Consider the following 25,477-nt stretch of genomic DNA (forward strand, 5'->3'; position numbering starts at 1 on the left):
CGGCTTTTTTGTTTTCAAAATTACCGGGAGCTTGCTTCCGTAGGAACTTTGAAAGCAAAATAAAAAACTTAAGTTTAGCTTTTCTCAAGATGTTGATAAGGAACTCGCCAAAGGCATTCCCCGTCTTCAGTACAAAGGGATAAACTGTAAGGTTTGTCCCTTTTTTTATTCTATTTGAAACTATTAACAATATTCGATACGTTATAATGACGTGTTAATTTGATGTACCCGATTTATGAGGTTATTTATTATAATTGTTTGATTACTCAGGCTTATAGGGATCAATATATCACTTAAATAAGATAAATATATCCGAATTAAAATATTATTTCTTAACTTTGTACAATAATTTAAAAACATGTTTTCAAAGGCTTGTGAATATGCTATTAAGGCTTGTATTTTTGTCGCAAAAAGTTCCATGCGAAATGAACGTGTGACGCCAAAACAAATCGCTGATCAAATAAATTCTCCAGTTGCTTTTACAGCTAAAATTATGCAAGATTTAGTTAAAAGCAATTTGGTTGCGTCGTACAGAGGAGCCTATGGTGGTTTCGAAATTGAACAAGCTAAAATAGCTGAGATTTCATTATCCCAAATTGTTGAAGTTATCGATGGAGATAAAATATACAATGGTTGCGGGTTAGGATTGGATGTATGCAACGAAAATCATCCTTGTCCTGTACATGAGCAATATAAAGCAATTAGGGAAGATTTGAAGCAACTTTTAAAAACTACTAATTTGGAGCAATTGGCAGTAGGCATTGAAACAGGTGACGCTTTCCTAAAAACATAAAAAAATTTAAACTTAAATAAGATAAAATCATCCGAATTAAAAAACTAATAATATGGAACTCACAACGAACAATGAGAAACAAATAGGAGCTTACGTGGCAGAAGATTTTAGAACTGCCGCAGTATTTTCCAAGTTCAAAATTGATTTTTGCTGTAATGGGAATCGTACTGTATCAGAAGCGTGTAAAGCAAAAGGTCTTGATGAAACAAGGGTAACAGAAGAATTACATTCGATATTAAATACTGTTTCTGAAGAAACCATTGATTATCAGTCATGGCCTTTGGATCTGCTCATAGATTATATTGAAAAAAAGCACCATAGGTATGTTGAGGAAACAATACCTGTACTTCGCCAGTTTCTTGATAAGCTCTGTAAAGTGCATGGCACGAGACATCCAGAACTTATTAAAATCCGCGAACTTTTTACCACTTCGGCTGGAGAATTGGTATCTCATATGAAAAAAGAAGAGCTTATTCTTTTCCCTTTTGTGAAACGCATGGTCGAAGCTAAACTAAGACACACAGTAATCGAGTCACCGCAATTTGGAACTGTTGAAAACCCAATTGCTATGATGATGCATGAACACGATAATGAAGGCCAGCGTTTTAGACTAATAGCAGAGTTAACAAACGACTATACTCCTCCAGCAGATGCCTGTAATACATTCAGAGTTACGTATGCTATGTTAGATGAGTTTGAGAAGGATCTGCATTTACACATTCATTTAGAAAATAATATTCTGTTCCCAAATGCAATTAAACTAGAAAATGCACTCAAATAAACTTTAAAACTAAACCTTAGTTAAATCCCAAAGCGTTGCTGTGTCTGGGATTTTCTTTTTAATTTTAACAGTAACAAAAACTAAAGAACTGTGCTTAAAAAACTAAGTCTGATTTGTCTAGTTAATTTTTTTATAGCGTCATTGTTAGGACTTACCCTACGTTACACATCATTCGGTAGTTTCAATGTTAATTACAGATATCTCACTCACGCACATTCACACGTGGCCATGTTGGGTTGGGTATACTTAATGCTTTTTACCTTTGTGATTTTCATTTTTGTTGAACAACATCGAAAAAAATACATACGACTTTTTTGGGTGACACAAATTGCGGTTTTAGGCATGCTCTTAAGTTTTCCTTTTCAAGGATATGGTGTGGTATCCATAAGCTTTTCCACCTTGCACATATTGTGCAGTTATGTGTTTGCATTCTGGATATGGAAAGATGTAAATAATAGTACTGATGCATCAACAGTGATGTTAAAATCTGCATTGATTTTTATGCTGATATCTACTATTGGTGTGTGGTCCTTAGGTCCAATTATTGCCATATATGGTAGCGGTTCAACATACTACGACATTGCCATTCAAGGCTTTCTCCACTTTCAGTTTAATGGCTGGTTTCTGTTTGGTGCTTTGGCTTTATTGATAAAACAATTGAATATAGAGAACAATAGATTGTTCAAGTCATTTCATCTTTTATTAATCCTGTCTACAATAGCAACTGTTGCATTGCCAATTCACTGGTTTCAACCTCATATGGCCTTAATCTATAGTAACGGTTTTGGTGTGGTTATACAATGGGTTGCAGTTATTATGTTACTCAGGTTGATTTATGTTAAAGTTAAGAGCTCTAGATCTAGTTGGTCATACTTAGGTGTTCTAACTTATGCGTTTGTATTCTGTAGTCTGCTGTTCAAGGTCTTGACCCAGGGCGTGTCCTTAATTCCAGAATTAGCAGGAGAACTGTACCAGTATCGAAATTTTATTGTTGGGTATATTCATTTGGCAATGCTGGGTGTTATTACCGGTTTGTTGTTGGCATCACTATTAAAAAATCTCCAATCTCAGAACCGTAAAATCATACAATGGGGTTTTTATTTATTTTACTTTGGATTTGTCACCACTGAATTTATTATTTTCTACCAAGCTCTAGGATATTATCTGAAAAATCAAGGGATGAATCATTACCATGGGTTTTTGTTTTGGGCAAGTACTTTTCTTGCCTCTGGTATTCTTTGTATTCTAATGGGTACGTTTACATCATCTTTTAAAGATTAATATACAGGTCATCATTTGATTGCTAAGGAAGCAAATAAGAAATATTAATATAAAAGTTTCTTCCTTGTCTAGGAATATTATTCCAGTCTGCAAACGTAGAATAATTAGTGTCCAAAATGTTTTCTATACCGTATTTTAAAATAGTCCGTCCGTATTTACCATAAAAGGCATTTCCCATGTTGAGATTCAAAACGGCGTATGAAGCCGTTTCATTTTCACCGTAAAAACTACTGAATTGACTTTGATTGCCATTGCCTTCAAGCTGTAATGCGACGTTAAAATGTTGTTTTTTGTAATTCAGTTCTGCAAAGTAACTAAAGGGTCTTATTAGCGGTAAAAATTTGCCATTGCTTCCTTTTCCGTAATTATACCCAATACTGGTGTTGGCAGATAAATGGTCTGAAAACGTATAACTTCCATTAAGATAAATGTCAAAAATTGAAGCATGGTCTAAAGCCTCGTAAATTCGCACACCATTAGCGCCAATTGTCATTGAGCTTATGTTTGGTGCGATTTCGCCAATAATATAATCTGAAATATAGAAATATGAACTCTCTATGCCTAGCTGTAAATTGCCAAAAGTTTGAGTGTAACTGAAATTGGTTTCCAGGGCTTTTTCGTTTTTTAGATTTGGATTTCCAATGTAGTCAAAGTTATCAAAACTATTAAAGAGGAAGAATCCGTAACCTTCACTAACGGAAGGAGTACGTTCACCGTAACCTAGTCCAAAAGACATCTTTTTTTTGTCATTTTGAATGGTAAATGCCGATGATAAACTCAAGAGAAATCGCTGTTGTTGATCATCGATATCAGGATGAAAGATTTGAAGGCTTTCCACACCAACCTCATCAGCTATTCTATTGCTATGGTATCCTAATCGCAATGTTGAAGACAGAACATTAGCGTCATTAATATGCCAATCATCCTTAGCAAAAACGCCTGTGTATAGGGTTCTAATATCTGGCCAAGTGAGCATAAACATGTCCGGTTCATTTGGGTTGTTTGAAAACATGGTCATCTCTGCCAGAGACCTATTATAAAAACCGTTGACATTGAAGGTTAAGTGGTGGTTTTTCTTGAGAAAATCGGCTTTGCTATAAAATCCATACGTATCGCTCCAGCCTGGCATATCCATTCTAATGGGTACATCTAGTCGATTGCTATCGTCCATGATGTGCGTGATGGTATTAAAGTAAAGTTTGGTTTCCAAAGATTTCAAGCTTGTTTCTTCTGGTCGGTAATAGTGCGTTAGCGAAGTAATTAGAGCTTCCGCTAATGAGACATCCATGGGCAAGGCAGGATAACCAACGTCTGTAGCTTTGTCATAAATGATGTTAGTATCAATGTGTTGTGTTTCAGAAAATTTGTAGCCCGATTGCAACGACATATTAAATTTTTGGAATTGGGAGAACATCACTTCTTTATTTCCGCCCGCTTTGTAGTTGTCAGATTTCCTGAATATGCCATCTGCACTAATATAAAACCTATTCCCTGTGTATTCCAGATCCAGACCCGTAGCAAAAAAATTGCCATTTGTTTCATAACCTAAATCGGTACTCGTTTTTAGTCCTGAACCATTAAACTTGGATGCGGGAAGTTTGAGATCGATACCACCACCAACACAGTGTCCGTTCTCTGTTCCTGATTGACCAGAACCTATGGTCACCTTTTCCAAATTGGAAACGTCCACATAAGAGGTAATAGGATCCATTTTATCGGTACAGGCACCAAAAATTTGCATACCATCAATGGTAACGACCAAACGGTCACTAACCATATTGTTAATGGCTGGCTCCCAAGCGTAGTTACCTCGTTTTATCATGGTAATCTTATTGGATTTCTCTAAATAGTCATCAATACTGGATAAGGTTTTTTCTTGTCTTTTGTTACTTAACTTTCTTCTAGTAACAATAACGACCTCTTCGAGTTTCGTGGTGTCATTTTCAGTTTCCTTAACTGTTTTCTCTTGCGAAAATCCATGGTTAAAGAACATGCCATAAAGGATTATGAAGATTAGCTGTTTCATAGCTAACATGTTTTAAGGTTATAAGGTTTCTTTTGAAGAGTGTAGCCGAGAGTTGTTTTAACTCTCGACTTAAAACTCTACAGGGATTTATTTTTGAAACTGAAGCGGGTCTTTAAAACTCAAGCTCTAAGTAAAGGCTACTGGACTCGTTTTGTTCAGATACATCCTCACCTTTTAATACTTCGTCTTCAGCATTTAAAAGCTTTAGGTTTAGCATCCAGTAACCTGTCATGGTTAATGATAAGTCTCCGTAATATAAGCCATCAGTACTGTTAAAGGATAAATCAGTATTATTTGGCGAGCTGTGATTACCCATACCAGGCATACGTGGGTCTAATGCAATAGTATAACTTTCAACCACTGGAAATGTCATCATGTTTTCCATTTTAAACAAACCTACTTTCATTTGATTAATGGCAATTCTTGGATTTTTAGGCTCTATTAAAGCTAGGATATAGCGTGTGTTATCAGAACCCATAAAGCTTGTAACATTTTGGTTTTCGTATTGCATTACTTCAATAGTTTCCGTCATACTGTATGCTTCACCATTGATGTTGTAATCTACGGTAAGTGACCAACCTGAGCCATCAGCATTAGTCATTTGGTAAATGATAAAGCCTTCATAAATGGTATTTTTTCCCAAAGCTTTTGTAATGTTGGATTTTGGACAAGAGTGCTGCATTGTTGGCATTTGCATTACAGGCATCCACGATAAGGAAACATTTTCGAGATAGGTATTTGTGGCGTTGTCTTTAACTCTAAGGCTTATGGCATTGTATCCTGTTTCGAACATTCCGTTTTTATTGAATAGTTCAATAGTATGGTTGGCATTGGTGAAGTCTTGAATCTTTGAAAGTCCGTCAACTTCACTTGTAAGTGTGGGATTGTCATCCTCATTATCATTAGAACATGACGTAGCAAAAACAGTTAATAATATTATGGGTATTAATTTGTATATAAATTGTATTGATTTCATGATATTTTAGTTTTAATATTAGACTAGGGATTCTTTAGCTTACTTGTATATTGAAGTAAGAATTGGAATCAAATCAAATGATTTTTATGCTAAAAAACTAATAGAAATTGGGAGGAGGTGTATCTATATCGAGATACATTTGAATGGTCTTAGGCGTATAATAAGACGTCATGTGTTGTCTAGACAGAAGGGCCAAATACGGCATTTTAATTTCGTTAATGCAAGTCACAAAGAAAATATCCAAAACGAGAGGTTTTTGCTCTTGAAATGGTGTTTCAGATGATGATTCAGTATTGTTTTGCGACAGTTCTTTTCGCAATTGGCATTTACCGTTGCAACCTTTTTGTTCTTCCTTTTGAATACATAAGGTTTGGGCTATATAATCTTGGTTTATCACAAAATCGGAGACAATAACTATAGTATTGATATTGCTTGCCATGAGTACTGTGGAAAGCGTCAATGCAATGACTTTATGTAGTATTTGTTCTATCACAATACAAAATTAAGACAAAAATGTCTTAAATAAACTGATTTTTATCATTTGGTGTCAAATTTTAAAAAACTCAAAATATTTGGCAACTAGAAACTGTAGTCGTTTTTTTCTAATCGCTGCCGCTTTAGAGTCACCTATATCTCTTAATTCCGAAATTTCTTCAAGTATTGGAACCAAAACAATGTGTAGCTGATCATGAGGGTCGCCCTTCATGTCACAGTTTTTGATAATGTAACTTGTTTGCTTTGAGAGGGCATTTCCCAAGGTTTTGACATCTGTTGTTTCAGTACTTGCTTTTAAAATCGAATCTATGCGCATCATTCCCTTGTGGGTTTCCTCATTGACGATCCATTTTTCTCCATTGTTAAGCGCCAGTCCTTCCAGCTCGAATAAGGTTTCTGTTATGTTGTTCTTATTTTGTTTGCATCCTAAAACAGCTATGCAAACGAGCAAAAGTAGAATCTGAATAGGTTTTTTTGTAGGCATTTTAAAAATCTTTTTTCTTCGATTTGTAGACAATTCTTAAAACGGGCAAGGTTACCCATAAGATCAAAGTGATTAATGATATGATCAAGCCAAAGGAAGTGCCAAAGAACTGTTTAAATACAGCACCAGTGTATCCCAATAAGGCGGAAATATCTAGTTTTAGTAAAATTAATGTTCTTGACAAGTCTATAGGGTTTAACATGGTTCCAATTAAGGATACCTTATCCAATGGGTAATCTTCAAATAGGATCAGCGACATTAAGAATAGCCCGTCGTAAATAATTGCAAGGAATAACCACATCAATATGGCATAGCCAAAGCCTTTTATTTTATTTTCGTTAGATAAGGCAATGTTAAATGCCAATGCACTGAAAATAAATGTTAGGAACACACCCACAATAAGTAATAAGGAAAAATCCCATATGGCGTTCGATTTAAATAACCCATAAATTACAAATGGTAGTCCAAGTCCTAAAATGAGACTCATTGAAAGTGATAAAGCGACACCTAGATACTGTCCCAAAAAAATGGAAGACCGTTGCACAGGTTGAGCCAGTAATAATTCTGTGAATTCTTTTGAATTATAATAATACATCACCCCAAAAATTGTACCGATGAGTGGGACTAAAACAATAATCACATTCATGAGTGTGATAACAGCTTTAGATAAATCATTGTTGAGAAAAAGAAGTACAATACCTAGTAGTAAATAAAATGCCAAGTAAACATAACTCCAACTGCTTCGCATTAAATCATAAAAACTGTATTTTAAAATCTTAAGCATGGTTTTCTTTTAATATATTAGCAATGGCGTGTTCAAAATCAACTTGTTTGGTTTTGTTTTTTAGATCTTCAATGCTTCCCTTGAAGTATATTTTTCCTTCGAGGATAAACACAATTTCATCGGCCACTTCCTCAACGAAACTCATAATATGAGACGTGATTAAAATGGCCTTGCCTTTTTTCTTTTCTCTAGTGATCAACTCCTTTAGACGAATCAAGGAAATCGGGTCAAGACCTGTTGTGGGCTCATCCATAATTATTATTGGACTATCAAACATAAAGGTGAGAAGTATATTAACTTTTTGTTTAGTGCCACCCGATAGAGTGCCCAGCTTTTTGTATAAGAAGGGCTGTAGCCTAAAGATTTCAATCAATTCTTTATCCTTATCGGTTTGACCTCTAAGGTCCTTGATCATTTTAATTAGCTCTATAACCTTAAGATTGCTAGGGAAATTTGCAATTTGTGGCAAATAGTCTATTTTCTTTCTATAGCTTGAATTTCTTTTGATATTGGTATCGAAAACCTTTATATCTCCACCATCTGGAATGACCATCCCTAAAACACTTTTTATAATGGTGGTTTTCCCTGAACCATTTGGTCCTAATACGGCAAAAATCCCGCCTTTATTTATGGTAAGGTCAATCCCATTGAGTACTTGGTTTTTTCCAAATGCTTTTTGTAAATCAGTAATTTCTACCATGTGACCTGATGCATTAGAGGTTTGTTGTCAATTAAGTTTTCTGGCGTAAGTACTGGAGAAACTTTTTCTGAAAAGTCGATGACATCAATGAATAAACTTCGCAAAAGCACAATACTTTCCGGTGTTCGATTTACCAAATATGAAAATAACTTAACGGGTCTGTAAGGCACATCACCAATACCATCTTTATCTAAATCATATCCAGTGTAATTGCTCCAATAGTTATTCTCAAACTTATTGCTATTCAGTTTTCCTGAATAGGAGAGGTCAAAAGAATTGTAAAGGAAATTATTGCGCGAATAGATATTGTCGTAGCAGGCACCATGAACTTTAATAGCATAACCATTATTTTTAAAGATGTTTTCGGTGTAAGTAATTCGGTTAGTGCCATCTGCATTAATACCAATGGTATTGTCTTCAAAAATATTATGTTTTAATTCGGCATCATTGATCTCTTTTAACAGTATTCCGTATGATGCTGTTCCCCAATTTTTTTTGAAAATATTACTGAACATTTTTATGTGCTTAGAAAACATCACAGCTACACCAGCACCATTGGCTTCAAATGTATTGTTTTCATAAGTATTGTCGTTTGAGAACATAAAATGAAGTCCATAACGCATATTCTCTGTAGAATAGTTATTGGCAATATAGCTGCTATTTCCGAATTCCAGATAGATTCCATCTCGCATACGTCTAACGTCGTTATCAACGATTTTTACATTTTCGCAGTGCCATAAATGAATAGCATTTCCAGAATCTGCTTCAGCTTTGCCTTCACCGGAAATAGTGTTGTTCTTGATGATGCCATCTTTTGATTTTTGGATTAAGAAACCAAAAAATGCATTTTCAACTGTAATGTTTTCAATGAGAAAATCATAAGATTTAAAAAGTAAAATACCTGCAAACTCCTTTGTATAGCTTACTTTGATGTTTTTGATCGCTAGGTTTTTTATAACGATATCGGTGGCTTCAACAGAGAAGCCGTAGCCCTTGTTCTCGGTGTCTATGATTGTACCTGCTTCTCCTGAGATATATAGCGATTTTTTATAGATAACAATATTGGATTCTTTGTACAATCCAGCCTTTATAAAAAGAGAGTCTCCGCTTTTAGAATTGTCCACCGCTGTCTGAATTGAATTAAAATCACAGCCAGTGTTGCAAACGGTTTTATTGGTTGCCGATACAAAGTAGCTTATGCTTAAAAAAAGAGCAATTTGAAAAACACATCTCATAAATTATTATTTATTGAGTTTACGGCATATGCCATCCCAATCAAAATATTGTGACGAATTGCTGTTTATCTTTTTTCGAGCCATATCCATTGATTTGAAGCCTGAAAGATTGGCTCCCATAGGGCTTGTAATTTCATCACAAATAAGATAACCCGCAGTTTTGGCATTGATCATTGTACCGGGATTGTCATAATTCGCAATTAGTAAGTTGCTCTCTTTTTCAAGATCCTTCTTGTCTTCCAAAAAGTGAATCATGCATTCAATGGCATCAAACTTATATTGTTTGCCCTTGTCAGTTACCATTTGTGCGGCATGAGTTTTTGTAACGATTGTCATTTGACAGAAATGGCACATATCTGACCCATAGTTTATGGGTTGTGGATCTTTACTGCAATTTAAAAATATACAAATAACAATTAAAAGAGTAAATCGTTTCATGCTTTTTACTTATGTGATTTTTTATTGCCAATCCAATAGGCTACGAACGTCAATAGCATTCCAGACCCCATCATGTAAGCGCCTGTATGTGGGTACGAATGTGCTACAAAATTCAATATATGTCTTGTGCCAAAGAGCGGTGGCTTATAGCTTAACGGATTACCCTCTGCATCTGTCATTTTCATGATTGCCTTTGGGTCTAAGTTCGTTCCATAGTCTGTCATCCATGCATTAAAATCGTACATACCCAATATGCCCAATATAATCATTAAAATAAGCCATCCCAAAAACCATTTGGGAGAAACTTTATTAAAAAACCCCAGAACACCAATACAAACACCAAGTAATGCCATACTGCCTACAACAGTAGGGAATACTGAAAATTCCCACATCTCATCAGGTTTTGGTAATTTACTCATACCAATATAATGGTTAAGACCATCAATGTTTTGTAAATCGTGTTTTTCCTTACCTTCTAATCCATCTAAATGAATATTCATGCCTATACCATTTGGATATTGCGGTGCTTCTAAAGTTATGCTCCAGAGAGGGAATACAAATAGACCTAAAAGCAATGCAGAACCTATGATCATTAATATACTAGCGGATTTCATCTTTGCTTCATTTAAAAATTATGGGCGAGCAATACACTCGCCCATGTTTGAGTTAATTAATCTGTAACACTAAAACTATTTAACTCATTTTATTCATCTAGGGTGTATTTCAAAGGGGTGTCAGAGTTCTTCGCAGATACTCTAACGTAGCCTTGCATTTCTTGGTGTAGTGCAGAACAAAAATCCGTGCAATAGAAAGGCCAGACGCCTTCGCGTTTTGGTTCCCAAACTATGGTTTTGGTTTGGCCTGGCATAACAAGAATTTCTGAAGTGTTAGCGCCAATAATCGAAAACCCGTGAGGAACATCAAAATCTTGTTCAAGGTTGGTAATGTGGAAATAGACCTTGTCACCAACTTTAATGCCCTCAATGTTATCAGGTGCAAAGTGACTACGAATAGTGGTCATTCTTATATGAACTTCATTGCCGTTTCGAGTGACCTTGGCTTCAGATTCGTTCTTAGCAACATAAGGATGTTCGTTTTCAGACAACTCATAGTATTTCTTGCTTTTCTTTTTGATGATGTCTGCACGTATACCAGCAGCGTAGTGAGGCTCGCCATGAGTAGGGAAATCTGATAACAGTTCCATTTTATCGCCGGAAATATCATAAAGCTGTGCAGAGTGCTCTAATTCAGGACCTGTTGGTAAGTAACGATCTTTGGTAATCTTATTTAGAGCAACTAAATATTTACCAAAAGGCTTACGTGAGTTTCCTCCTGGAATCATTAAGTGACCAACAGAGTAGAATGTAGGTTGTCTGTCAAGAACCTCAAAGGTTTCAAGACTCCATTTTACAACTTCAGAAGAGATAAAAAATGTTGTGTAAGCATTTCCTTTACCATCAAACTCAGTATGTAATGGCCCTAAACCCGGTTGAGTAACGACTCCAGCAAGTGTGTTTTCATAGCTTAAGACAGGGATTCCATAAGAATTGTCGACAAAATCCTTGTTGTCAATCGCTGTAATCATTTTATCGAAATCATAAACACTTAAGTCCGTAGATAATTTACCACTACCAACAATATATTGTCCTGAAGGATCTACATCACAACCATGAGGAGATTTTGGAATAGGAATGTAAAACACAGCACCTTCAACTTCTCTAGGGTCCACCATGGTTACACCTTCTTTGATCGTAGAAGTAGCAGTGTGTGTTTTTTCATCATAAATATTATGAGCATAGGTTCCAGAAACCTTTTTTCCACCACCATTCTTGACGTATTCAGCAATTTTTTGCCAGTTCACTGCAGCGATGTAATCTTTGTCATTTTGTGAAGCATTGACTTCCATTAGAGTATTGGCTTCTTCGGTATTGTAACTTGTAAAGAAAAACCAACCATGAGATTTGTTACGTCCAGGATGTGCCAAATCGTAATTAAATCCAGGCATATTAAGCTGAAATTCCAAATTCATTCTTCCATCTTCAGCAATGCTTACAAAAGAAAGCGGACCTTTGAATTCACCTTTCATGTCACTAATAGGCATGTCGCGTTGTGGATTAGGTACGGCAAATCTAGTACCAGCTACAATGTATTCTGTGTTTTCAGTAACAAAAGAAGAAGCGTGATTACCTGCTGAATTTGGTAATTCTATGATTTCTTCAGTTTCAAATGTAGCTAAGCTTATTCGAGCAATTCTAGGGGTGTTGTTTTCGTTAATGAAAATCCATCGTCCGTCCAATTCACCATTGGTTTGAGAAATATCTGGGTGATGGGCATCTCCCCAAGGAACAAATCCAAAGGAGGTGTTCAACATTGCTTTGGTTTCTTCAGAATAGCCGTAACCAGAGGTTGGAAATTGAGAGAAAACGGGAATTTCTTTCAACATTCTACCACTAGGCAGACCAGCTACTGTAATGTTTCCGCTATATCCTCCTGAAAAGAAGGCGTAATATTCGTCGTGTTCACCAGGTGCTACATAAACCTGTTCGGCTTTGCTTGCAGACATAGCACCAGAATTTTTTGCATTATTGTTATCGCCGCAATTGGTAAAAAACATTAAGGCAACAAGAGCTAATGCGTAATTGATTAATTTCTTCATTTTAAATGATTTATTTAGTTAATAGTTTTAGTTTTTTGGGAGAATTACGTCTTCAACAACATGTACCCAGCCGTTACTAACGTTTACTGTAGCAATAATTTTTGTACCACCTACGTATAGGTCACCATTTTGTTGAGTGACTTCTATATATTCACCAGAAGCCATATAAAGTTTTCGGTTTTTATCGGCATTCTTTTTCAGCATATCAATTGGATAATTACTTGGTGCCACATGATTTGTAAGTATGAGAGCTAATTGACCCTTGTTTTCAGGTTTTAGAAGGTTGTTAAGGGTAACTTCGTCAATTTTAGCAAATGCTGCATTGTTAGGTGCAAAAACTGTTAATGGTCCTACATTAACCAGTGCGTTTTCTACACCAGCAGCCTCTACGGCTGCTACTAATGTTGTGTGATCTTGTGATTGCATTGCTAATTGAAGTGCATTTGGTGTACTACCTTCATCCTTAATAAAAGCTTGTCCGGTTTTTTCGTTGGAAATTTCGTTGCTTTCGGTTTGGTTTGTTATGTTTTTCGATGATTCTTTCGAATTATTACAGGCTAAAAAACATCCCAAAAGGATAAGGAAAATTGATAATTTGATTAGTGTTTTCATGATTTATTTATATTAAGACTATAATTAGAGTGTTCTAAAATATTCAAGAACAGCTCTAGCTTCCTCTTGAGTCAAATTCTGATTGGCCATAGGAGAACCGTTAAATTCTACAAGCAAATCTCTTGCTAATTCATCCTCTTTAACCATGACTTCTGGGTTTAAAATCATATTCATGACCCATTCAGGTGTTCGACGCTCTAGAATCCCTTTTGGAGAAGGACCTATGAATTTTTTCTCAGCTTTATGACAAGCGGTACACATTTTTTCGTAAACCTCCTTGCCGTGAGCGGCCATATCTGTATTGATTTCAGCTTCCAATGTCACTGAGGTAATAGGGCCAACGCCTTTATTGGTAAGGTTTATTCTCTTAGAGGCAGGTTCTTTTTTTTCAACTTTTACAGGGGCTTTTTTGCCATAGTTGCTTTCTTGTTTTTTATTATCTCCTCCACAACTTAGTGCTAAAGAGGTTAATATTACTGCTGTAAATTTTAAAGCTGTTTTCATGGTATTTTATATTTATTAAAGCAAAAATATCCAAAGTAGGCATCAAAAAATATGACAAAAATCATATTTAAGATAAAAATATCTTTTTTATATTTGAACTTATCTATTTTAAGCGAAATATGTTTTCAAATACAACAAAATATGCTATTAAGGCAAGTTTATACCTTGCAATTCATTCGAGTAAGGAAGCTAAATTAGTTATCAAGGATATAGCAGAGCCTATCAATGTGCCGCAGGCTTACATTGCCAAAATTCTTCAGTCGCTTTCTAAAAAAGGTATTATCTCTTCAACAAGGGGGCCAAAGGGTGGTTTTTACTTGAGTTCAAATCAGTTTCAAACAAAAATAATGGATATTGTTGAAGCTGTTGATGGTGAAGAGCGAATCAATTCCTGTTTGTTGAGTCTAGAAAAATGTAATAGTGAAAATCCGTGTTCTTTGCATCATTTGGCTTATAAAGAGAAGCAAATTATCAACACAAATTTACGTTTAACCACGTTGGAAGAATTGAGAAATCATGTATTAAGCGGAAAATCCGTATTACCGTTGTGATTTCAACTTGAATTACAACTATGTTTAGGGTAATTTTACAATCAAAAGATAGCTGCTAACCTTTTAATCAAAAAAATGGGTAAATTTGTCTCAATCGGGTAAATATTACCCAATATTAAATAGGCGGTTATTTTTTAAGTATCTGATTTATAAATATTTAAAAATAAAATTTAATTCTGGTAAATTTATTGCTTTAGTTAAAAAATATTTAAAATCATTAAACAATGTCTAAAAAAAATTCATTTTCTAACCGTATTAACATAGGATTTGCACTACTGGTTGTATTTCTATTGGTTTTTGCTACTAATAGAATAGATAAGCGACATTTCGAAACCGTTCAAGATACATTAACGACCGTTTATGAAGATAGAGTGGTTGCACAAGATTATGTGTATAAAATGAACAATATTATGCACCAAAAACAATTGCAGCTCAAGGATTCAAGCAAAACTGATAATCAGAATAATCTAAATAAGGAATTTGCGACTTTAATTGATGTGTTTTCAACCACTAAACTCACACCTCAAGAGTCTAAAACATTCGAAGATTTAAAGAAAAATTTTGAAACATTAAAGACCAATGAGAGTAAAGACAACACTAAAATGTTAGCATCGAATATTAATGCTATTAAAACCGATTTAAACAATTTAGCGCTCATTCAGCTCACAGAAAGTAAGTACAAGGTAGGCATAGCACAAAAGAGTTTGGATACTAATAATTTAATGTCCACTCTTGAGATGGTTTTTTTGGTATTAATAGGCTTCATTGTGCAATTTGCTCTTTTCTATAGAGTCAAAAAGGCGATGACGACGGAAGTTGAAAGTAATTAGAGTATTAATATAAGATATGAATGATAATATAGTATTACGGGCTTCAGTCTATGTAGCACAACTTTTATTGGAAAAGCAGCCCAAAAGCAGAGTGTTTCACAATCTTCATCATACGCTTACTGTACTTGAAGGTGCAGGGAAAATCAGTAGAAAAGAAAATGTATCTAAAGAAGAATTAGAAATTGTTTTACTCGCAGCAGCATTTCACGATTCGGGTCATGTAGAATGCTACAAAGGTCATGAAGCGGTAAGTCAAAGAATTGCTAAGAAATGGTTGACAGCGCAAAACTATTCTAAAGCTAACATTAAACTTGTTTTAGGTTGTATAGCAGTAACAGAATTACCGCAAAGACCTAAAAATCTCTTAGAAGAAATTTTATGTGATGCAGATTTGATTCATTTGTCCTATGAAAGTTATCCTATCTTTCAGGAATTACTTCGTGCAAAATGGGAAACGGAATTAGGTTTGGTCTATTATAACGAAGATTGGATAGCAAGCAATAATAAATTTTTAGAATCTCACAAGTACCATACCAACTACGGAAAAACCGTTTTAGAGCAAAACAAAATAATGGTTTCAAAAATTATTTATTCGTAAATCGTTGGTCTATTTAACCTAAAAATCTAATAAAAATACACTATATAAGATATTGAAAGCAAGATGAATAACACAGAATCTGCATTAAAAGAACGTATAAAAGAACTCACCTGCTTGTATGAGGTATCTTCCATAATTGCTAATACCGATTTTGAATTTATTGAAGATACCCTAAAAGCTATTGCTTTCAGTTTGAAAAAAGCCTTTCAATATCCTGAAAAAACAGATGTATTGATTAAATCTGATACATGGGCTATTGAAACCAATCCTTTTTCTGAAGACCATTTAACTATCACCTCTAGCATAAAAATTTTCAATGAAGTAAATGGTAAGATCATTGCTCATTTGAACACGTCTGAAATCGAGGAAATCAATTTTTTAAAGGAGGAACAATCCCTATTGGATAATGTGGCCCTTAAAATTGGAAACCTCTTTGAACGCATAGAAATCCAAAAGAACGAAGCCTCTTTAAAACGCCAAATGGAACATGCTGACCGTTTGAGTATTTTGGGTGAAATTACTGCAGGTATAGCACACGAACTCAATACACCATTGGCCAATATACTTGGGTTTTCTGAACTACTAAAAGACGATTTAAAGTCTGATAAAAAAGCAGTTTCAGACTTGGATAAGATTATACAAAATGCCATTTTCTCAAGGGAAGTCGTAAAGAAACTTATGTTTTTTGCTTGTGAAATGCCACAGGAGAAAAAAAGTATCAATCTTGTACCGAATATAAAAAATGCCATTAAGCTTCTCGACACCACCTTTAAAAAAGAACAGGTAAATTACAAACTAATATTTGAAGGAGATGAACTATGGTTACGTGCTGATTCAGTACAGTTGACACAGATTATTTTTAATTTACTTATCAATGCTATTTATTTTTCGCCCAAAAATGGCTTAGTTACCATAGGTGCCCAAAGTTCTAAAAAGGACATTATTTTAACTATTTCTGATGAGGGTGAGGGCTTTAAAGAAGAAGATATGGATAAAGTGTTTCAGCCCTTTTTCACTACCAAACCACAAGGCGATGGCTCTGGTTTAGGGTTGAGCGTTGTACATGGTATCGTTGCCTCACACCAAGGTTCGATAGTAGCAAAGAACAATTCTAAGAAAGGTGCAACTTTTATCATAAAATTACCAAAAGACTCATAGTTTAGAAGATGAAATTAAGAAACGAAAATATACTTATTGTGGATGACGATGTTCATATCTTGGAACTTTTACAACGTCACTTACAATCGTGGAATTACCATGTGTTTAAGGCTATTTCTGTAAAAGAAGCAGTAACCATTTTAAAGGATACTCAAGTCGATTTGTTGATTACCGACTTAAAAATGCCAGAAGTAGATGGATTTGAACTTATTAAATTTGTATCGGAGCATTATCCAAAAATGCCAAAATTGGTCATTACAGGATATCCATCTGTTCAAGATTCACTGGCTGCTATTAAATCTGGTGTTATAGATTATCTTACCAAACCATTTACAAAAGACGAACTGAAATCAGCACTGGATAAAGCTTTAAGGCTATCATCTAATAAAAAGGTTGTCGCAAAATCTGCCTCAGAAAACAGAAATGAGGCCTACGGTGAAATCATAGGGAATTCTGAAAAGATAAACGATGTCATCCAAATTATAGAACGTGTAAAAGATAATAAGGCCACAGTTTTTATAAAAGGTGAGAGCGGAACAGGTAAGGAACTCGTGGCTAGAGCTATTCACTATCAAGGTAAGTTTTCGAGAGCACCATTCATAGCTGTAAACTGTGGTGCAATTCCTGAGAACTTACTAGAAGCAGAATTGTTTGGGTACGTTAAAGGAGCATTTACAGGTGCAGATAACAATAGAGATGGATTTTTTCAAGCTGCAAATGGCGGCACCATTTTTTTAGATGAAATCGGTAATGCATCTCTTGCTGTTCAATCTAGATTGTTACGTGTGCTTCAAGAGAAAGAGGTTGTAAAGGTAGGAGCAACAAAGTCCGAAAAAATAGATGTTCGCATTATAGCTGCCACCAATAGTGATTTAAAGGAAATGATACAAAAACACACCTTTAGGGAAGATTTGTTTTACCGATTGACTGTTGTGGAGATTGAAATTGCGCCTTTACGAGAGCGAAAAGATGATATCCCACTGTTGGTAGATAAATTTCTGTTCAAATATGGAGTGGAATACAAAGACCGTTTTCTAAAAATCACACCTGAAGCTTTAGGCATTTTAAATCGCTACGATTGGCCAGGTAATATTAGGGAACTCGAAAACATTGTGCAGCGAGCGGTAATTATGTGTGATAAAATCATTGATATTGAGCATTTGCCAGCACATTTAAAATACAGTTTAAATATTCCTTCTGGAGAACTTGTTCCGTTAAAAGTCATTGAAAAGCAATACATCGAAAAGGTATTAAGAGCTACCGGAAATAATAAGACCAAAGCAGCAGAAATTTTAGGGATAGACCGAAAAACCATTCGACAAAAATTATCAGATTAGGCATGATGATATTGGTCGTTTTTTACACAGCTGAGTAAATAAGTACCAGTAAATAAATTTGCTAAATTAAGTTCAAAAACCTCAAAACCCTTTTGTATAAAGGGTTTTGAGGTTTTTGAATAAATAATATGGCACATTTGGCACACCCATTGCCTTTAGGTATGTAAATAATAATAATAATTTTTTAAGATGAGCCACATTAATATTTGTCCGAGTTGTATACATCGCAACACTTGTGTGTTAACCGCACAAAAAGATAAGGTATGGTCTTGTAGCGAGTATGATGAAAATACATTGGAAGAAGATGTTTTAGAAACTCATAACATACCGAAACAGCAAAATAAAAACGTATTAGAATTAGTATAAATTTTTAAATAATAAAGCTATGATTTTTAATGCATTAATAACAGCAGTAACTACTAAAAATTCAGTTAAGAAAAGACAATCTTCAAGAAGTAGATACATCAACGAGAAGTATCAAGAACGAAGTATAATTAATAGATATTTTAAATAATAAATTCTGTTCTCTCTTCCCTTGAGAGTAGATGAATAAAAAAGAAAGCAATGTTTTATCAAAAATTAATGTCAATTTTTATCGACACAAAAAAAAGAAACTACAGACTAGTATTCAATACTATTAGAACGAGTCCTTACCGATTTGCTAATCGTATGAAGCAAAGACAATAAAACAATTACAAACATATTGACCAACAATAAAAAAAGAAACCAATGGCAATAGCAACAGCAGAAATAAAAAAAGAAACCAAAAAAGTACCTTTAAGAGGTATGATGGATAACGTCATGGAGCAATTTGATAGTGCTGCAGACCAGATTAATCTTCACCCAAACATCAGAAAGATTCTTAGTATTACTAATAATGAGATTATTGTGAATTTTCCAGTGAAAATGGATAATGGTGAGGTAGAGATTTTTACAGGTTATCGCGTACAACATAACAACGCCTTAGGGCCATACAAAGGAGGTTTAAGGTATCATCCAACTGTAGATATAGATGCTGCGAGAGCTCTAGCGATGTGGATGACTTGGAAAACATCTTTGGCAGGCTTGCCTTATGGAGGCGGAAAAGGCGGAATTAAATTGGACCCATCAAAATATTCCCAGGCAGAATTAGAGCGTATTACAAGACGTTTCACTTTTGCATTGGCAGATAACATTGGGCCAGAACATGATATTCCCGCGCCAGATGTCAATACCAACAGTCAGACTATGGCATGGATGGCAGATACTTATATGAGTACACGTCCACCAGCAGAACGTACTGCCAATCAACATGTCGTTACAGGAAAACCTGCAGGCAGTGGTGGTTTGGAAGGTCGTGACAGGGCAACAGGATATGGCGTATACCTATCCATCAAGTTTTGGTCAGAAAAAAACAACAAACCACTTGATGGCAAAAAGTTTATTGTACAAGGTTTTGGTAATGTAGGCTATTGGGCTGCATACTTCTTAGAGAAAGATGGTGCTAAAATGGTAGCTGTGCAAGATGCTTTTGGCAGCATACAAAACCAGAAAGGAATTAGTGTTGAAGACCTATTCAATTATGTACAGCTTAACGATGGCAGTATTGCCGATTACCCAAAGGCAAAACCTGTTTTGGATAAAGACAAGTTTTTTACTCTAAACTGTGACATCTGTATTCCAGCGGCTTTAGGCAACCAGATAACCAAAGAAAATGCACCAAGAATAAAAGCAAGACTTATTGCAGAAGGCGCAAATGGCCCAACTAATGTAGAAGGTGAAAAAATTCTTCTAGAAAGAGGTATAACTATTATTCCAGATATTCTGTGTAATTCTGGAGGTGTTGTTGGTAGTTATTTTGAATGGCTACAGAACAGAAATGGAGAACTATGGCAATTGGATGAAGTCATGGCTAAGTTAGATAAGAAACTTAAAGAATCTTTCGATAAAGTCTATGACTATGCCAAGCGAGAAAGCCTGGATATGAGAACCGCAGCTTATTGTTTGGCTATTGAGCGAATAGAGAGAGCTTATATACAAAGAGGAATTTTTCCTTGATAATTAAAAGAATTTAAAAAATGAAATACGGAAGTTTAATTTTAGAAAAGAAAGAATATGTGTACCTAAAACGCATACTCAACATCTCAGGCTATGCCGAGGATCATGAAACTCAAAGGTGTTTGGCTAAATTATCAGAAGAGTTAAAAACGGCACATATAGTAGATGAAGATGAAATGCCTTACGATGTTGTTAGATTTAACAGTAAGGTAACCGTCGTTTTCAATAATGGAATCCAAGAAACTGTGCAGGTTGTTATTCCTATGGATAGGGATATTAAAACTAATAAAATATCAGTACTAACACCAATGGGATCAGCGTTGTTCGGTTACTCGGAAGGCGATACTGTTTTATGGGATTTTCCTAGTGGCAAACAGCAAATTAAAATTACTGATGTGCAACAAGAAGAGACCTACAAAGGAATAGATGTAGCAATTTAATAACATTAGCAATGGAAACTTTAAAAAACGATATACACGATCACGATTCAGATTTAGATATTACCCATAAAATCAACACGATGGAATTGGATAATTGGATCAATCACTTAAAATATATTTTAAAAGAACTGAATAATCTCATAGGTATATGTAATCAAGAGCTTAACCAAAAGTTGGATGACAATAGTGTTATTGAGCGTTTTGAAAAAAAGAAGAAGGAAAATGATACTTTGCTTAGCGCACTTTTAAAATACCGTATTTCGAGATCCAATATTATTGAATGTGAAGATACACAATGTGATATGGTTTATATAACAGAACACGAAAGTTATAGACGAAGTTACCTGTATCATCTAGATAAGTATAGACGCTTGAAAGATGAGTTTTTTAACAAGGTAAAAGGACAATTTACGCTCTTAAAAATTAGCTGATTTCAGATTTTATTTGAATACGATTTCTATATATAAAGTTGATGCTTACAGAAGATTGTGTATCTCAAAAGACCTAAAAGAATTGGAATTGTGGATGCATACGCTGGAAAGTTTTAATCATGAGTTAGACCACTTCACTTGTTTGGAAAAACAATTGATTAAAAACGGTTCAATCTCAAATGAAATTAAAGCGATAAGAAGGAAAAACATTTTAACCATGGCCTCATTGTGTAAATATGAGCAAGAGTTGAAAACAGAATATGAGTATGGTAAGACAGAATATAATGAAGTTAGGTTAAAGTATCATCTTCAGAAACGAGAAAACTATTTGAAACTAAAAGAGGAATACAGCACTTTTAAAAATAAAGTATTCAACATACTTAAAAGGTTTAGGGCAATGTAAAGGTGCTAATATACTCAGGCGCACAAGGCCATGGTTGGTTAATAGTAAATTGATTGATAGCAAATTGGTTAGTGTTATCATAGGTTTTGTGTATAACCGCAAAGCTGATTGACTTTGCGGTTTGCCTAAGTAAAAATTAATAATTAAATCACAATACAATGAAAAAAATTTTAATTCCAACGGATTTCTCACTTAACAGTTATCAAACTATATATTCAGTCTTGAAGCTGTTTAAGGATAACGTATGCGATTTTTATTTCCTAAACACCTATTCTTACAATATTTCAGGTTTAGATGCCCTTGGTTTACTTCATGTAGATGAAGAGTGGTTCGATAAACCAGAAGAAGAATCTATCCAAAAATTAGGTAAATTAATAGAGCACTGCACTTTTAAATCTAAAGATGCTAAACATAGATTTTATGGTATAACAGAGCACTCAAGTCTTTTGGATGCAGTTAAGAACCAGCAAGGATTATTGAATATTGATTTGATAATCTTATCGGGCGGTACTAATAAAAAATCCGATAAGGAGAATGAAAGTATCTTAGAAAATGTACGTAGTTGCCCAATTTTGTTATTGCCTTCACATTCGTCCATAGACAGAAAGATAAGCATGACTATTGCTTCAGATTTTAAACAAAGAATCAATACAGGTCGAATAGACCAATTTAGGAAAGGCTTAGTTGGTAAAGACATTGAGATAGGAATATTGGTTCTAGACAAACAGAATCAATTGTCTGAAGCTGTAGCTGATAATTTAGAAGTCTTTGTTGTGTATTTGAGACAATTTCAAAACACTAAAATAAACCTAGATTATGCAGAGACAGATGGCCAGCTAAAAGCTTATGCATCATTACATCCAAACGGGATTATGTGTTTGGTAGATAAAAAACCTAGTTTTATGAGAAAAATAGGAGTGTTTAAATCTGATATAGTTACAAGATTAAAGCAACTAAACACCAATTCTGTTTTGGCGATTCATCAATAATTTTAAAACTTTTATTAGTTAGTTAGAGAAGTACAGAATCATAATTTTGTTAGTTATTAGATAATCCTTCAGATTCTGTATTTCATTCAAGCCGTGAAAGCTTTGTCTTTCACGGTTTATTTTTTTAGTCAAATTAGATCGACAAAATTGTATAATGGGTTATAATAATTTAACTTACTTTGATTAATCAGAATGAGAAATTAATGTTTAAACTCGGAATTACTTTTGAAGCCTGTTTCCCAAACGAAGAACGAGGAACACTTAATGACTACTTGTCTGGAATTAATAAAGCAGAGCTACTTAAAATGGGCTCATTCTTTTTAGGTTTCAACGTATAAAAATCAAGATATTCTGATATCTCTCATTTTCTGAGGATGTTTTTCAGTTCGGAAAACGCTGAGTTTGCTGAGACCATATATGCTAATATTTTAGAGTATGTGAGCAGTACAGAAAAACCTCTGGAAATGTATGAAGTGCCTTATGTGGTATCTAGCTTAAAGTTATTTGAGTTTATTTTTGATGTCATACCAAATGACCAAGAAACTACAAAAACAAATAAAGAAATAGAGCAAGAAACATTTAAGGCTTACGTTCTCTTAAATCAAATTACAATAACAGATAGGTATCTGTTGGGTAATCAAATAAAAGAAGAAAATAACATCAGACTCACGCCAGCTCAAGCACTTTTAGAAATCACATTTCACAATAACGATCTTATCAATTTTAGAGTAGAAAAACTTTATGAATGCCAGTTTAAAAGAGACTTGTTATATTTTGAGTTTTTAGAGCAAAGAGATGATTGTAAGGATTTGTTAGTGGCTTTTTATCAATATTATGAAGTAACAGATTATAAAGACTATCTAAAACGCTTATTTGGTATTGTGCATGCTGTTTTAATGATGGATAAAGAATCTCACGTAGAAATTCATTTAGAAGAACAGGAAAGTATGACATTTATTGATAAGCATGTGGCTAATGTCGACGAGCACATCACCGAAGTAGATTTTTTAAATGTGCGCAGTAATCCCTTGTATAAATATGCAGAAGGTAAGTACAGAATTATTTCGCCTTTATTTACCATAGAAATGATGTACAATGGTCTATTTTTTAGATTGAAAGCCATTAACGAGCAGTTGCCAGTTATAGACAGAGTTTCTGGTTTCTACAATCTTAAAACATATGAGTTTAGTGAACAATTCGTTTTATCTAAATTACTACGCGAAATTTATGGAAATAGATATGTCCAAAAATCAGGATCCGAACTTGATGATTTTATAGATGGAGCACCAGATTACTACATGCGAAACGGTAACTATATTCATGTTTATGAATCTAAAGATATATTAATAAGTAAGGAAAGTAAACAATCTTATGACCATAGGGATTTAGAAAATGAATTAAGAGTTAAACTTTTTGAAAATGAAAGAGGTAGTGCAAAAGCAGTAAAGCAATTGGTAGAAACGATAAGGAAAATTTTAAATGGAGAAGCAATCTACGACCTCAATATACGTTTGAATAGAGTTCATATATTCCCAGTTTTAATTTTGCATTACAGAATGTTTAATGCAGCTGGATTAAACAGTTTGGTAAATAAATGGTTTGTTCAAGAATTGGCAACATTAGAGGCGTTAGGATTAGATATATCTAGAGTGCATGACCTAGTAATCATTGATATTGAAACTTTAATGTTTAATAGGGATGCACTAATGAATAGAACCATAACAATACAAAATGCATTATTAGAATATGAAAGAGATTATTTGAGATTTAATATCGCTAATGCCAGACCAAGACCAAGAAGTGAGCAAGAGGCTAATGCCCTACTAGAAAAATCGTTTTGGCCTTTTTCAATTTTTCTAGATAACAAAGTAGAAAAATTAGGTTATAGAAGGTCTGGAAAAGACCTACTTGCAAAAGTGAATGTTTTATTTGAAGATGAAGAAGAATAAGTGATTTGATAAATTTTTCTTGGAAAGAATTTAGGCAAAGTGATAACGTGTTTATTAGAATATGAAGCTTGCTCTAATGTGAATTTCAATAGTTTCTTTAAATTTATTCTTATCCTTGATTGGTTTCTAAAGCTATTTTGAAGATTTGTTAATTGGCTATTAGCATATAATGATTTATCCATCAATTGCTTTAATCGATAATCTACATCATCGAAAAAGTCGATTACCTCAGTTTTTATATGAAATGCCTTGTTGTAGTTGTCGTTCAACTTTTCAAATTGCTCTCGTTCTACATCATTTTCAGGATGTTTAAACTCATCTATTTCTTCATAGAAAAAATCAACAACTTTTTCAATCTCAATATTTAAAGTATTTCCTAAACGAAGTGTATATTTAATCTCTTCTGATTTTAGCCCAATCTCATCAAAAACTAATGCGAATTCTTTTGTAATGGTTAAAAGGTCTTCAGATTCCTTTTTCAATAAATCATTCAATCTGCTAATAGATGAGTTAACTACATCTTTTAATGCTTCAAGGTGGTCAATAATAGTTAGCTTACTGTTATTATGAAACTGTAAATCATACCATACCTCAAAATCCTTTATATTTTCAATATCGCTGGATTTGAATTCAGCATATTTTTGAAATGTTTTCTTTAAGGGGAAATGTTTAAGTGGACTATACAGTTTTTTATGAATTAAATCGATAAATTTCTTTGCATAACTGGTAAGCGCAAATTTTAATTTTTCATTTGGTGGTCTTTCAATATAATAATGAAGTAGTTTTCTAACGATTTTTTCTGTATGCGGTATTGAGCCAACTTCTATTTTAGCACTATCATTAATACATTTCTCAATATCACGATATGTAAAGTATTTAGAAATCTTACCTGCCCTTATCCTAGAATCTAAATGTAGATTACCATGCCTTCTTCTTTAGTGAGAACAAGATGGTCATACAATTGATTTATATCTATTATTTCAGATTCT

General features: G+C 34.1%; 28 protein-coding genes. 15 read left to right on the forward strand and 13 right to left on the reverse strand.

What is annotated here, in order from left to right:
- Positions 1-358 precede the first annotated feature (358 nt).
- The 3 genes from AB9K26_RS03890 to AB9K26_RS03900 all read left to right on the forward strand — a co-directional run bounded on the left by AB9K26_RS03890 (position 359) and on the right by AB9K26_RS03900 (position 2,855).
- Positions 359-793 (forward strand): Rrf2 family transcriptional regulator, encoded by a 435-nt coding sequence (locus AB9K26_RS03890; protein ID WP_369971226.1) that lies wholly within the window; start codon positions 359-361, stop codon positions 791-793.
- 52 nt (positions 794-845) lie between these two features.
- Complete coding sequence (gene ric / locus AB9K26_RS03895) at positions 846-1,574, forward strand: iron-sulfur cluster repair di-iron protein (protein WP_369971227.1); 729 nt, start codon at positions 846-848, stop codon at positions 1,572-1,574.
- Positions 1,575-1,715: 141 nt separating this feature from the next.
- Positions 1,716-2,855 (forward strand): hypothetical protein, encoded by a 1,140-nt coding sequence (locus AB9K26_RS03900; RefSeq protein ID WP_369971228.1) that lies wholly within the window; start codon positions 1,716-1,718, stop codon positions 2,853-2,855.
- A gap of 22 nt (positions 2,856-2,877) precedes the next feature.
- On the opposite strand, the gene AB9K26_RS03905 is transcribed toward AB9K26_RS03900, so the two are convergent.
- The 12 genes from AB9K26_RS03905 to AB9K26_RS03960 form a co-directional block, all read right to left on the reverse strand.
- Positions 2,878-4,881, reverse strand: a complete 2,004-nt coding sequence (locus tag AB9K26_RS03905) for a TonB-dependent receptor plug domain-containing protein (protein WP_369971229.1) — start codon at positions 4,879-4,881, stop codon at positions 2,878-2,880.
- 112 nt (positions 4,882-4,993) lie between these two features.
- The gene (locus tag AB9K26_RS03910) at positions 4,994-5,857 is read right to left on the reverse strand and encodes a hypothetical protein (RefSeq protein ID WP_369971230.1); all 864 of its coding nucleotides are present in this window, start codon (positions 5,855-5,857) and stop codon (positions 4,994-4,996) included.
- Positions 5,858-5,954: 97 nt separating this feature from the next.
- The gene (locus AB9K26_RS03915; RefSeq protein ID WP_369971231.1) at positions 5,955-6,350 is read right to left on the reverse strand and encodes a hypothetical protein; all 396 of its coding nucleotides are present in this window, start codon (positions 6,348-6,350) and stop codon (positions 5,955-5,957) included.
- Between the two features lie 54 nt (positions 6,351-6,404).
- Positions 6,405-6,836 carry a hypothetical protein gene (locus AB9K26_RS03920; RefSeq protein WP_369971232.1) on the reverse strand — a complete coding sequence of 144 codons (432 nt, stop codon included), beginning with the start codon at positions 6,834-6,836 and terminating at the stop codon, positions 6,405-6,407.
- Position 6,837: 1 nt separating this feature from the next.
- A complete protein-coding gene (locus AB9K26_RS03925) occupies positions 6,838-7,620 on the reverse strand; it encodes an ABC transporter permease (RefSeq protein ID WP_369971233.1) in 783 nt (260 codons plus the stop codon).
- Entirely contained in the window at positions 7,613-8,320 is a 708-nt protein-coding gene (locus AB9K26_RS03930; RefSeq protein ID WP_369971234.1) for an ABC transporter ATP-binding protein, read from the reverse strand. The genes AB9K26_RS03925 and AB9K26_RS03930 overlap by 8 nt, the downstream gene beginning before the upstream one ends.
- Entirely contained in the window at positions 8,314-9,555 is a 1,242-nt protein-coding gene (locus tag AB9K26_RS03935) for a nitrous oxide reductase family maturation protein NosD (RefSeq protein ID WP_369971235.1), read from the reverse strand. Before AB9K26_RS03935 ends, AB9K26_RS03930 begins: the two co-directional genes overlap by 7 nt.
- A 6-nt stretch (positions 9,556-9,561) precedes the next feature.
- Positions 9,562-9,993 carry a nitrous oxide reductase accessory protein NosL gene (locus AB9K26_RS03940; RefSeq protein WP_369971236.1) on the reverse strand — a complete coding sequence of 144 codons (432 nt, stop codon included), beginning with the start codon at positions 9,991-9,993 and terminating at the stop codon, positions 9,562-9,564.
- A 5-nt stretch (positions 9,994-9,998) separates the two neighbouring features.
- Complete coding sequence (locus AB9K26_RS03945; protein WP_369971237.1) at positions 9,999-10,607, reverse strand: hypothetical protein; 609 nt, start codon at positions 10,605-10,607, stop codon at positions 9,999-10,001.
- An 89-nt stretch (positions 10,608-10,696) separates the two neighbouring features.
- Complete coding sequence (nosZ, locus tag AB9K26_RS03950; protein ID WP_369971238.1) at positions 10,697-12,649, reverse strand: Sec-dependent nitrous-oxide reductase; 1,953 nt, start codon at positions 12,647-12,649, stop codon at positions 10,697-10,699.
- A gap of 27 nt (positions 12,650-12,676) precedes the next feature.
- Entirely contained in the window at positions 12,677-13,261 is a 585-nt protein-coding gene (locus tag AB9K26_RS03955; protein ID WP_369971239.1) for a fasciclin domain-containing protein, read from the reverse strand.
- A 24-nt stretch (positions 13,262-13,285) separates the two neighbouring features.
- Entirely contained in the window at positions 13,286-13,765 is a 480-nt protein-coding gene (locus AB9K26_RS03960; RefSeq protein ID WP_369971240.1) for a c-type cytochrome, read from the reverse strand.
- Between the two features lie 119 nt (positions 13,766-13,884).
- On the opposite strand from AB9K26_RS03960, the gene AB9K26_RS03965 reads away from it, so the two are divergent.
- The 12 genes from AB9K26_RS03965 (at position 13,885) to AB9K26_RS04020 (ending at position 24,488) form a co-directional block, all read left to right on the forward strand.
- The gene (locus tag AB9K26_RS03965; protein ID WP_369971241.1) at positions 13,885-14,316 is read left to right on the forward strand and encodes an Rrf2 family transcriptional regulator; all 432 of its coding nucleotides are present in this window, start codon (positions 13,885-13,887) and stop codon (positions 14,314-14,316) included.
- A 224-nt stretch (positions 14,317-14,540) separates the two neighbouring features.
- On the forward strand, positions 14,541-15,146 hold the full coding sequence (locus AB9K26_RS03970) for an MCP four helix bundle domain-containing protein (protein WP_369971242.1): 606 nt from the start codon (positions 14,541-14,543) through the stop codon (positions 15,144-15,146).
- 16 nt (positions 15,147-15,162) lie between these two features.
- The gene (locus AB9K26_RS03975) at positions 15,163-15,744 is read left to right on the forward strand and encodes an HD domain-containing protein (RefSeq protein ID WP_369971243.1); all 582 of its coding nucleotides are present in this window, start codon (positions 15,163-15,165) and stop codon (positions 15,742-15,744) included.
- A gap of 63 nt (positions 15,745-15,807) precedes the next feature.
- The gene (locus tag AB9K26_RS03980) at positions 15,808-16,902 is read left to right on the forward strand and encodes a sensor histidine kinase (RefSeq protein WP_369971244.1); all 1,095 of its coding nucleotides are present in this window, start codon (positions 15,808-15,810) and stop codon (positions 16,900-16,902) included.
- Positions 16,903-16,910: 8 nt separating this feature from the next.
- On the forward strand, positions 16,911-18,239 hold the full coding sequence (locus AB9K26_RS03985) for a sigma-54-dependent transcriptional regulator (RefSeq protein WP_369971245.1): 1,329 nt from the start codon (positions 16,911-16,913) through the stop codon (positions 18,237-18,239).
- Between the two features lie 729 nt (positions 18,240-18,968).
- Positions 18,969-20,276: a Glu/Leu/Phe/Val dehydrogenase gene (locus tag AB9K26_RS03990; protein ID WP_369971246.1), complete on the forward strand. Its 1,308-nt coding sequence runs from the start codon at positions 18,969-18,971 to the stop codon at positions 20,274-20,276.
- A 20-nt stretch (positions 20,277-20,296) separates the two neighbouring features.
- On the forward strand, positions 20,297-20,716 hold the full coding sequence (locus AB9K26_RS03995) for a GreA/GreB family elongation factor (protein WP_369971247.1): 420 nt from the start codon (positions 20,297-20,299) through the stop codon (positions 20,714-20,716).
- An 11-nt stretch (positions 20,717-20,727) separates the two neighbouring features.
- Positions 20,728-21,147 carry a hypothetical protein gene (locus AB9K26_RS04000; RefSeq protein WP_369971248.1) on the forward strand — a complete coding sequence of 140 codons (420 nt, stop codon included), beginning with the start codon at positions 20,728-20,730 and terminating at the stop codon, positions 21,145-21,147.
- A 13-nt stretch (positions 21,148-21,160) separates the two neighbouring features.
- A complete protein-coding gene (locus tag AB9K26_RS04005) occupies positions 21,161-21,550 on the forward strand; it encodes a hypothetical protein (RefSeq protein ID WP_369971249.1) in 390 nt (129 codons plus the stop codon).
- 158 nt (positions 21,551-21,708) lie between these two features.
- Positions 21,709-22,539 carry a hypothetical protein gene (locus AB9K26_RS04010; protein ID WP_369971250.1) on the forward strand — a complete coding sequence of 277 codons (831 nt, stop codon included), beginning with the start codon at positions 21,709-21,711 and terminating at the stop codon, positions 22,537-22,539.
- A 203-nt stretch (positions 22,540-22,742) separates the two neighbouring features.
- Positions 22,743-22,877: a hypothetical protein gene (locus AB9K26_RS04015; RefSeq protein WP_369971251.1), complete on the forward strand. Its 135-nt coding sequence runs from the start codon at positions 22,743-22,745 to the stop codon at positions 22,875-22,877.
- 36 nt (positions 22,878-22,913) lie between these two features.
- Entirely contained in the window at positions 22,914-24,488 is a 1,575-nt protein-coding gene (locus AB9K26_RS04020; protein ID WP_369971252.1) for a hypothetical protein, read from the forward strand.
- Here AB9K26_RS04020 and AB9K26_RS04025 read toward each other — a convergent pair.
- Positions 24,422-24,982 (reverse strand): hypothetical protein, encoded by a 561-nt coding sequence (locus AB9K26_RS04025; protein ID WP_369971253.1) that lies wholly within the window; start codon positions 24,980-24,982, stop codon positions 24,422-24,424. The genes AB9K26_RS04020 and AB9K26_RS04025 overlap by 67 nt on opposite strands.
- Positions 24,983-25,477: the final 495 nt, after the last annotated feature.

Origin of the sequence: Psychroserpens sp. XS_ASV72 (genome assembly GCF_041224425.1) — a bacterium.
Lineage (GTDB): Bacteria > Bacteroidota > Bacteroidia > Flavobacteriales > Flavobacteriaceae > Psychroserpens.

What these genes read in the sequence shown, in the direction of transcription:
- AB9K26_RS04020 (WP_369971252.1), top strand. Translation starts at nt 22,914, where the DNA reads ATGTTTTTCAGTTCGGAAAACGCTGAGTTTGCTGAGACCATATATGCT.
- AB9K26_RS03980 (WP_369971244.1), top strand. Translation starts at nt 15,808, where the DNA reads ATGAATAACACAGAATCTGCATTAAAAGAACGTATAAAAGAACTCACC.
- AB9K26_RS03920 (WP_369971232.1), bottom strand. Translation starts at nt 6,836, where the DNA reads ATGCCTACAAAAAAACCTATTCAGATTCTACTTTTGCTCGTTTGCATA.
- AB9K26_RS03960 (WP_369971240.1), bottom strand. Translation starts at nt 13,765, where the DNA reads ATGAAAACAGCTTTAAAATTTACAGCAGTAATATTAACCTCTTTAGCA.
- AB9K26_RS03925 (WP_369971233.1), bottom strand. Translation starts at nt 7,620, where the DNA reads ATGCTTAAGATTTTAAAATACAGTTTTTATGATTTAATGCGAAGCAGT.
- AB9K26_RS03910 (WP_369971230.1), bottom strand. Translation starts at nt 5,857, where the DNA reads ATGAAATCAATACAATTTATATACAAATTAATACCCATAATATTATTA.
- AB9K26_RS03935 (WP_369971235.1), bottom strand. Translation starts at nt 9,555, where the DNA reads ATGAGATGTGTTTTTCAAATTGCTCTTTTTTTAAGCATAAGCTACTTT.
- AB9K26_RS03940 (WP_369971236.1), bottom strand. Translation starts at nt 9,993, where the DNA reads ATGAAACGATTTACTCTTTTAATTGTTATTTGTATATTTTTAAATTGC.
- AB9K26_RS04015 (WP_369971251.1), top strand. Translation starts at nt 22,743, where the DNA reads ATGTTTAAACTCGGAATTACTTTTGAAGCCTGTTTCCCAAACGAAGAA.
- AB9K26_RS03890 (WP_369971226.1), top strand. Translation starts at nt 359, where the DNA reads ATGTTTTCAAAGGCTTGTGAATATGCTATTAAGGCTTGTATTTTTGTC.
- AB9K26_RS03995 (WP_369971247.1), top strand. Translation starts at nt 20,297, where the DNA reads ATGAAATACGGAAGTTTAATTTTAGAAAAGAAAGAATATGTGTACCTA.
- AB9K26_RS03965 (WP_369971241.1), top strand. Translation starts at nt 13,885, where the DNA reads ATGTTTTCAAATACAACAAAATATGCTATTAAGGCAAGTTTATACCTT.
- AB9K26_RS03905 (WP_369971229.1), bottom strand. Translation starts at nt 4,881, where the DNA reads ATGAAACAGCTAATCTTCATAATCCTTTATGGCATGTTCTTTAACCAT.
- AB9K26_RS03945 (WP_369971237.1), bottom strand. Translation starts at nt 10,607, where the DNA reads ATGAAATCCGCTAGTATATTAATGATCATAGGTTCTGCATTGCTTTTA.
- AB9K26_RS03990 (WP_369971246.1), top strand. Translation starts at nt 18,969, where the DNA reads ATGGCAATAGCAACAGCAGAAATAAAAAAAGAAACCAAAAAAGTACCT.
- nosZ (WP_369971238.1), bottom strand. Translation starts at nt 12,649, where the DNA reads ATGAAGAAATTAATCAATTACGCATTAGCTCTTGTTGCCTTAATGTTT.
- AB9K26_RS03985 (WP_369971245.1), top strand. Translation starts at nt 16,911, where the DNA reads ATGAAATTAAGAAACGAAAATATACTTATTGTGGATGACGATGTTCAT.
- AB9K26_RS03955 (WP_369971239.1), bottom strand. Translation starts at nt 13,261, where the DNA reads ATGAAAACACTAATCAAATTATCAATTTTCCTTATCCTTTTGGGATGT.
- AB9K26_RS03930 (WP_369971234.1), bottom strand. Translation starts at nt 8,320, where the DNA reads ATGGTAGAAATTACTGATTTACAAAAAGCATTTGGAAAAAACCAAGTA.
- AB9K26_RS03975 (WP_369971243.1), top strand. Translation starts at nt 15,163, where the DNA reads ATGAATGATAATATAGTATTACGGGCTTCAGTCTATGTAGCACAACTT.
- AB9K26_RS03970 (WP_369971242.1), top strand. Translation starts at nt 14,541, where the DNA reads ATGTCTAAAAAAAATTCATTTTCTAACCGTATTAACATAGGATTTGCA.
- AB9K26_RS04000 (WP_369971248.1), top strand. Translation starts at nt 20,728, where the DNA reads ATGGAAACTTTAAAAAACGATATACACGATCACGATTCAGATTTAGAT.
- AB9K26_RS04010 (WP_369971250.1), top strand. Translation starts at nt 21,709, where the DNA reads ATGAAAAAAATTTTAATTCCAACGGATTTCTCACTTAACAGTTATCAA.
- ric (WP_369971227.1), top strand. Translation starts at nt 846, where the DNA reads ATGGAACTCACAACGAACAATGAGAAACAAATAGGAGCTTACGTGGCA.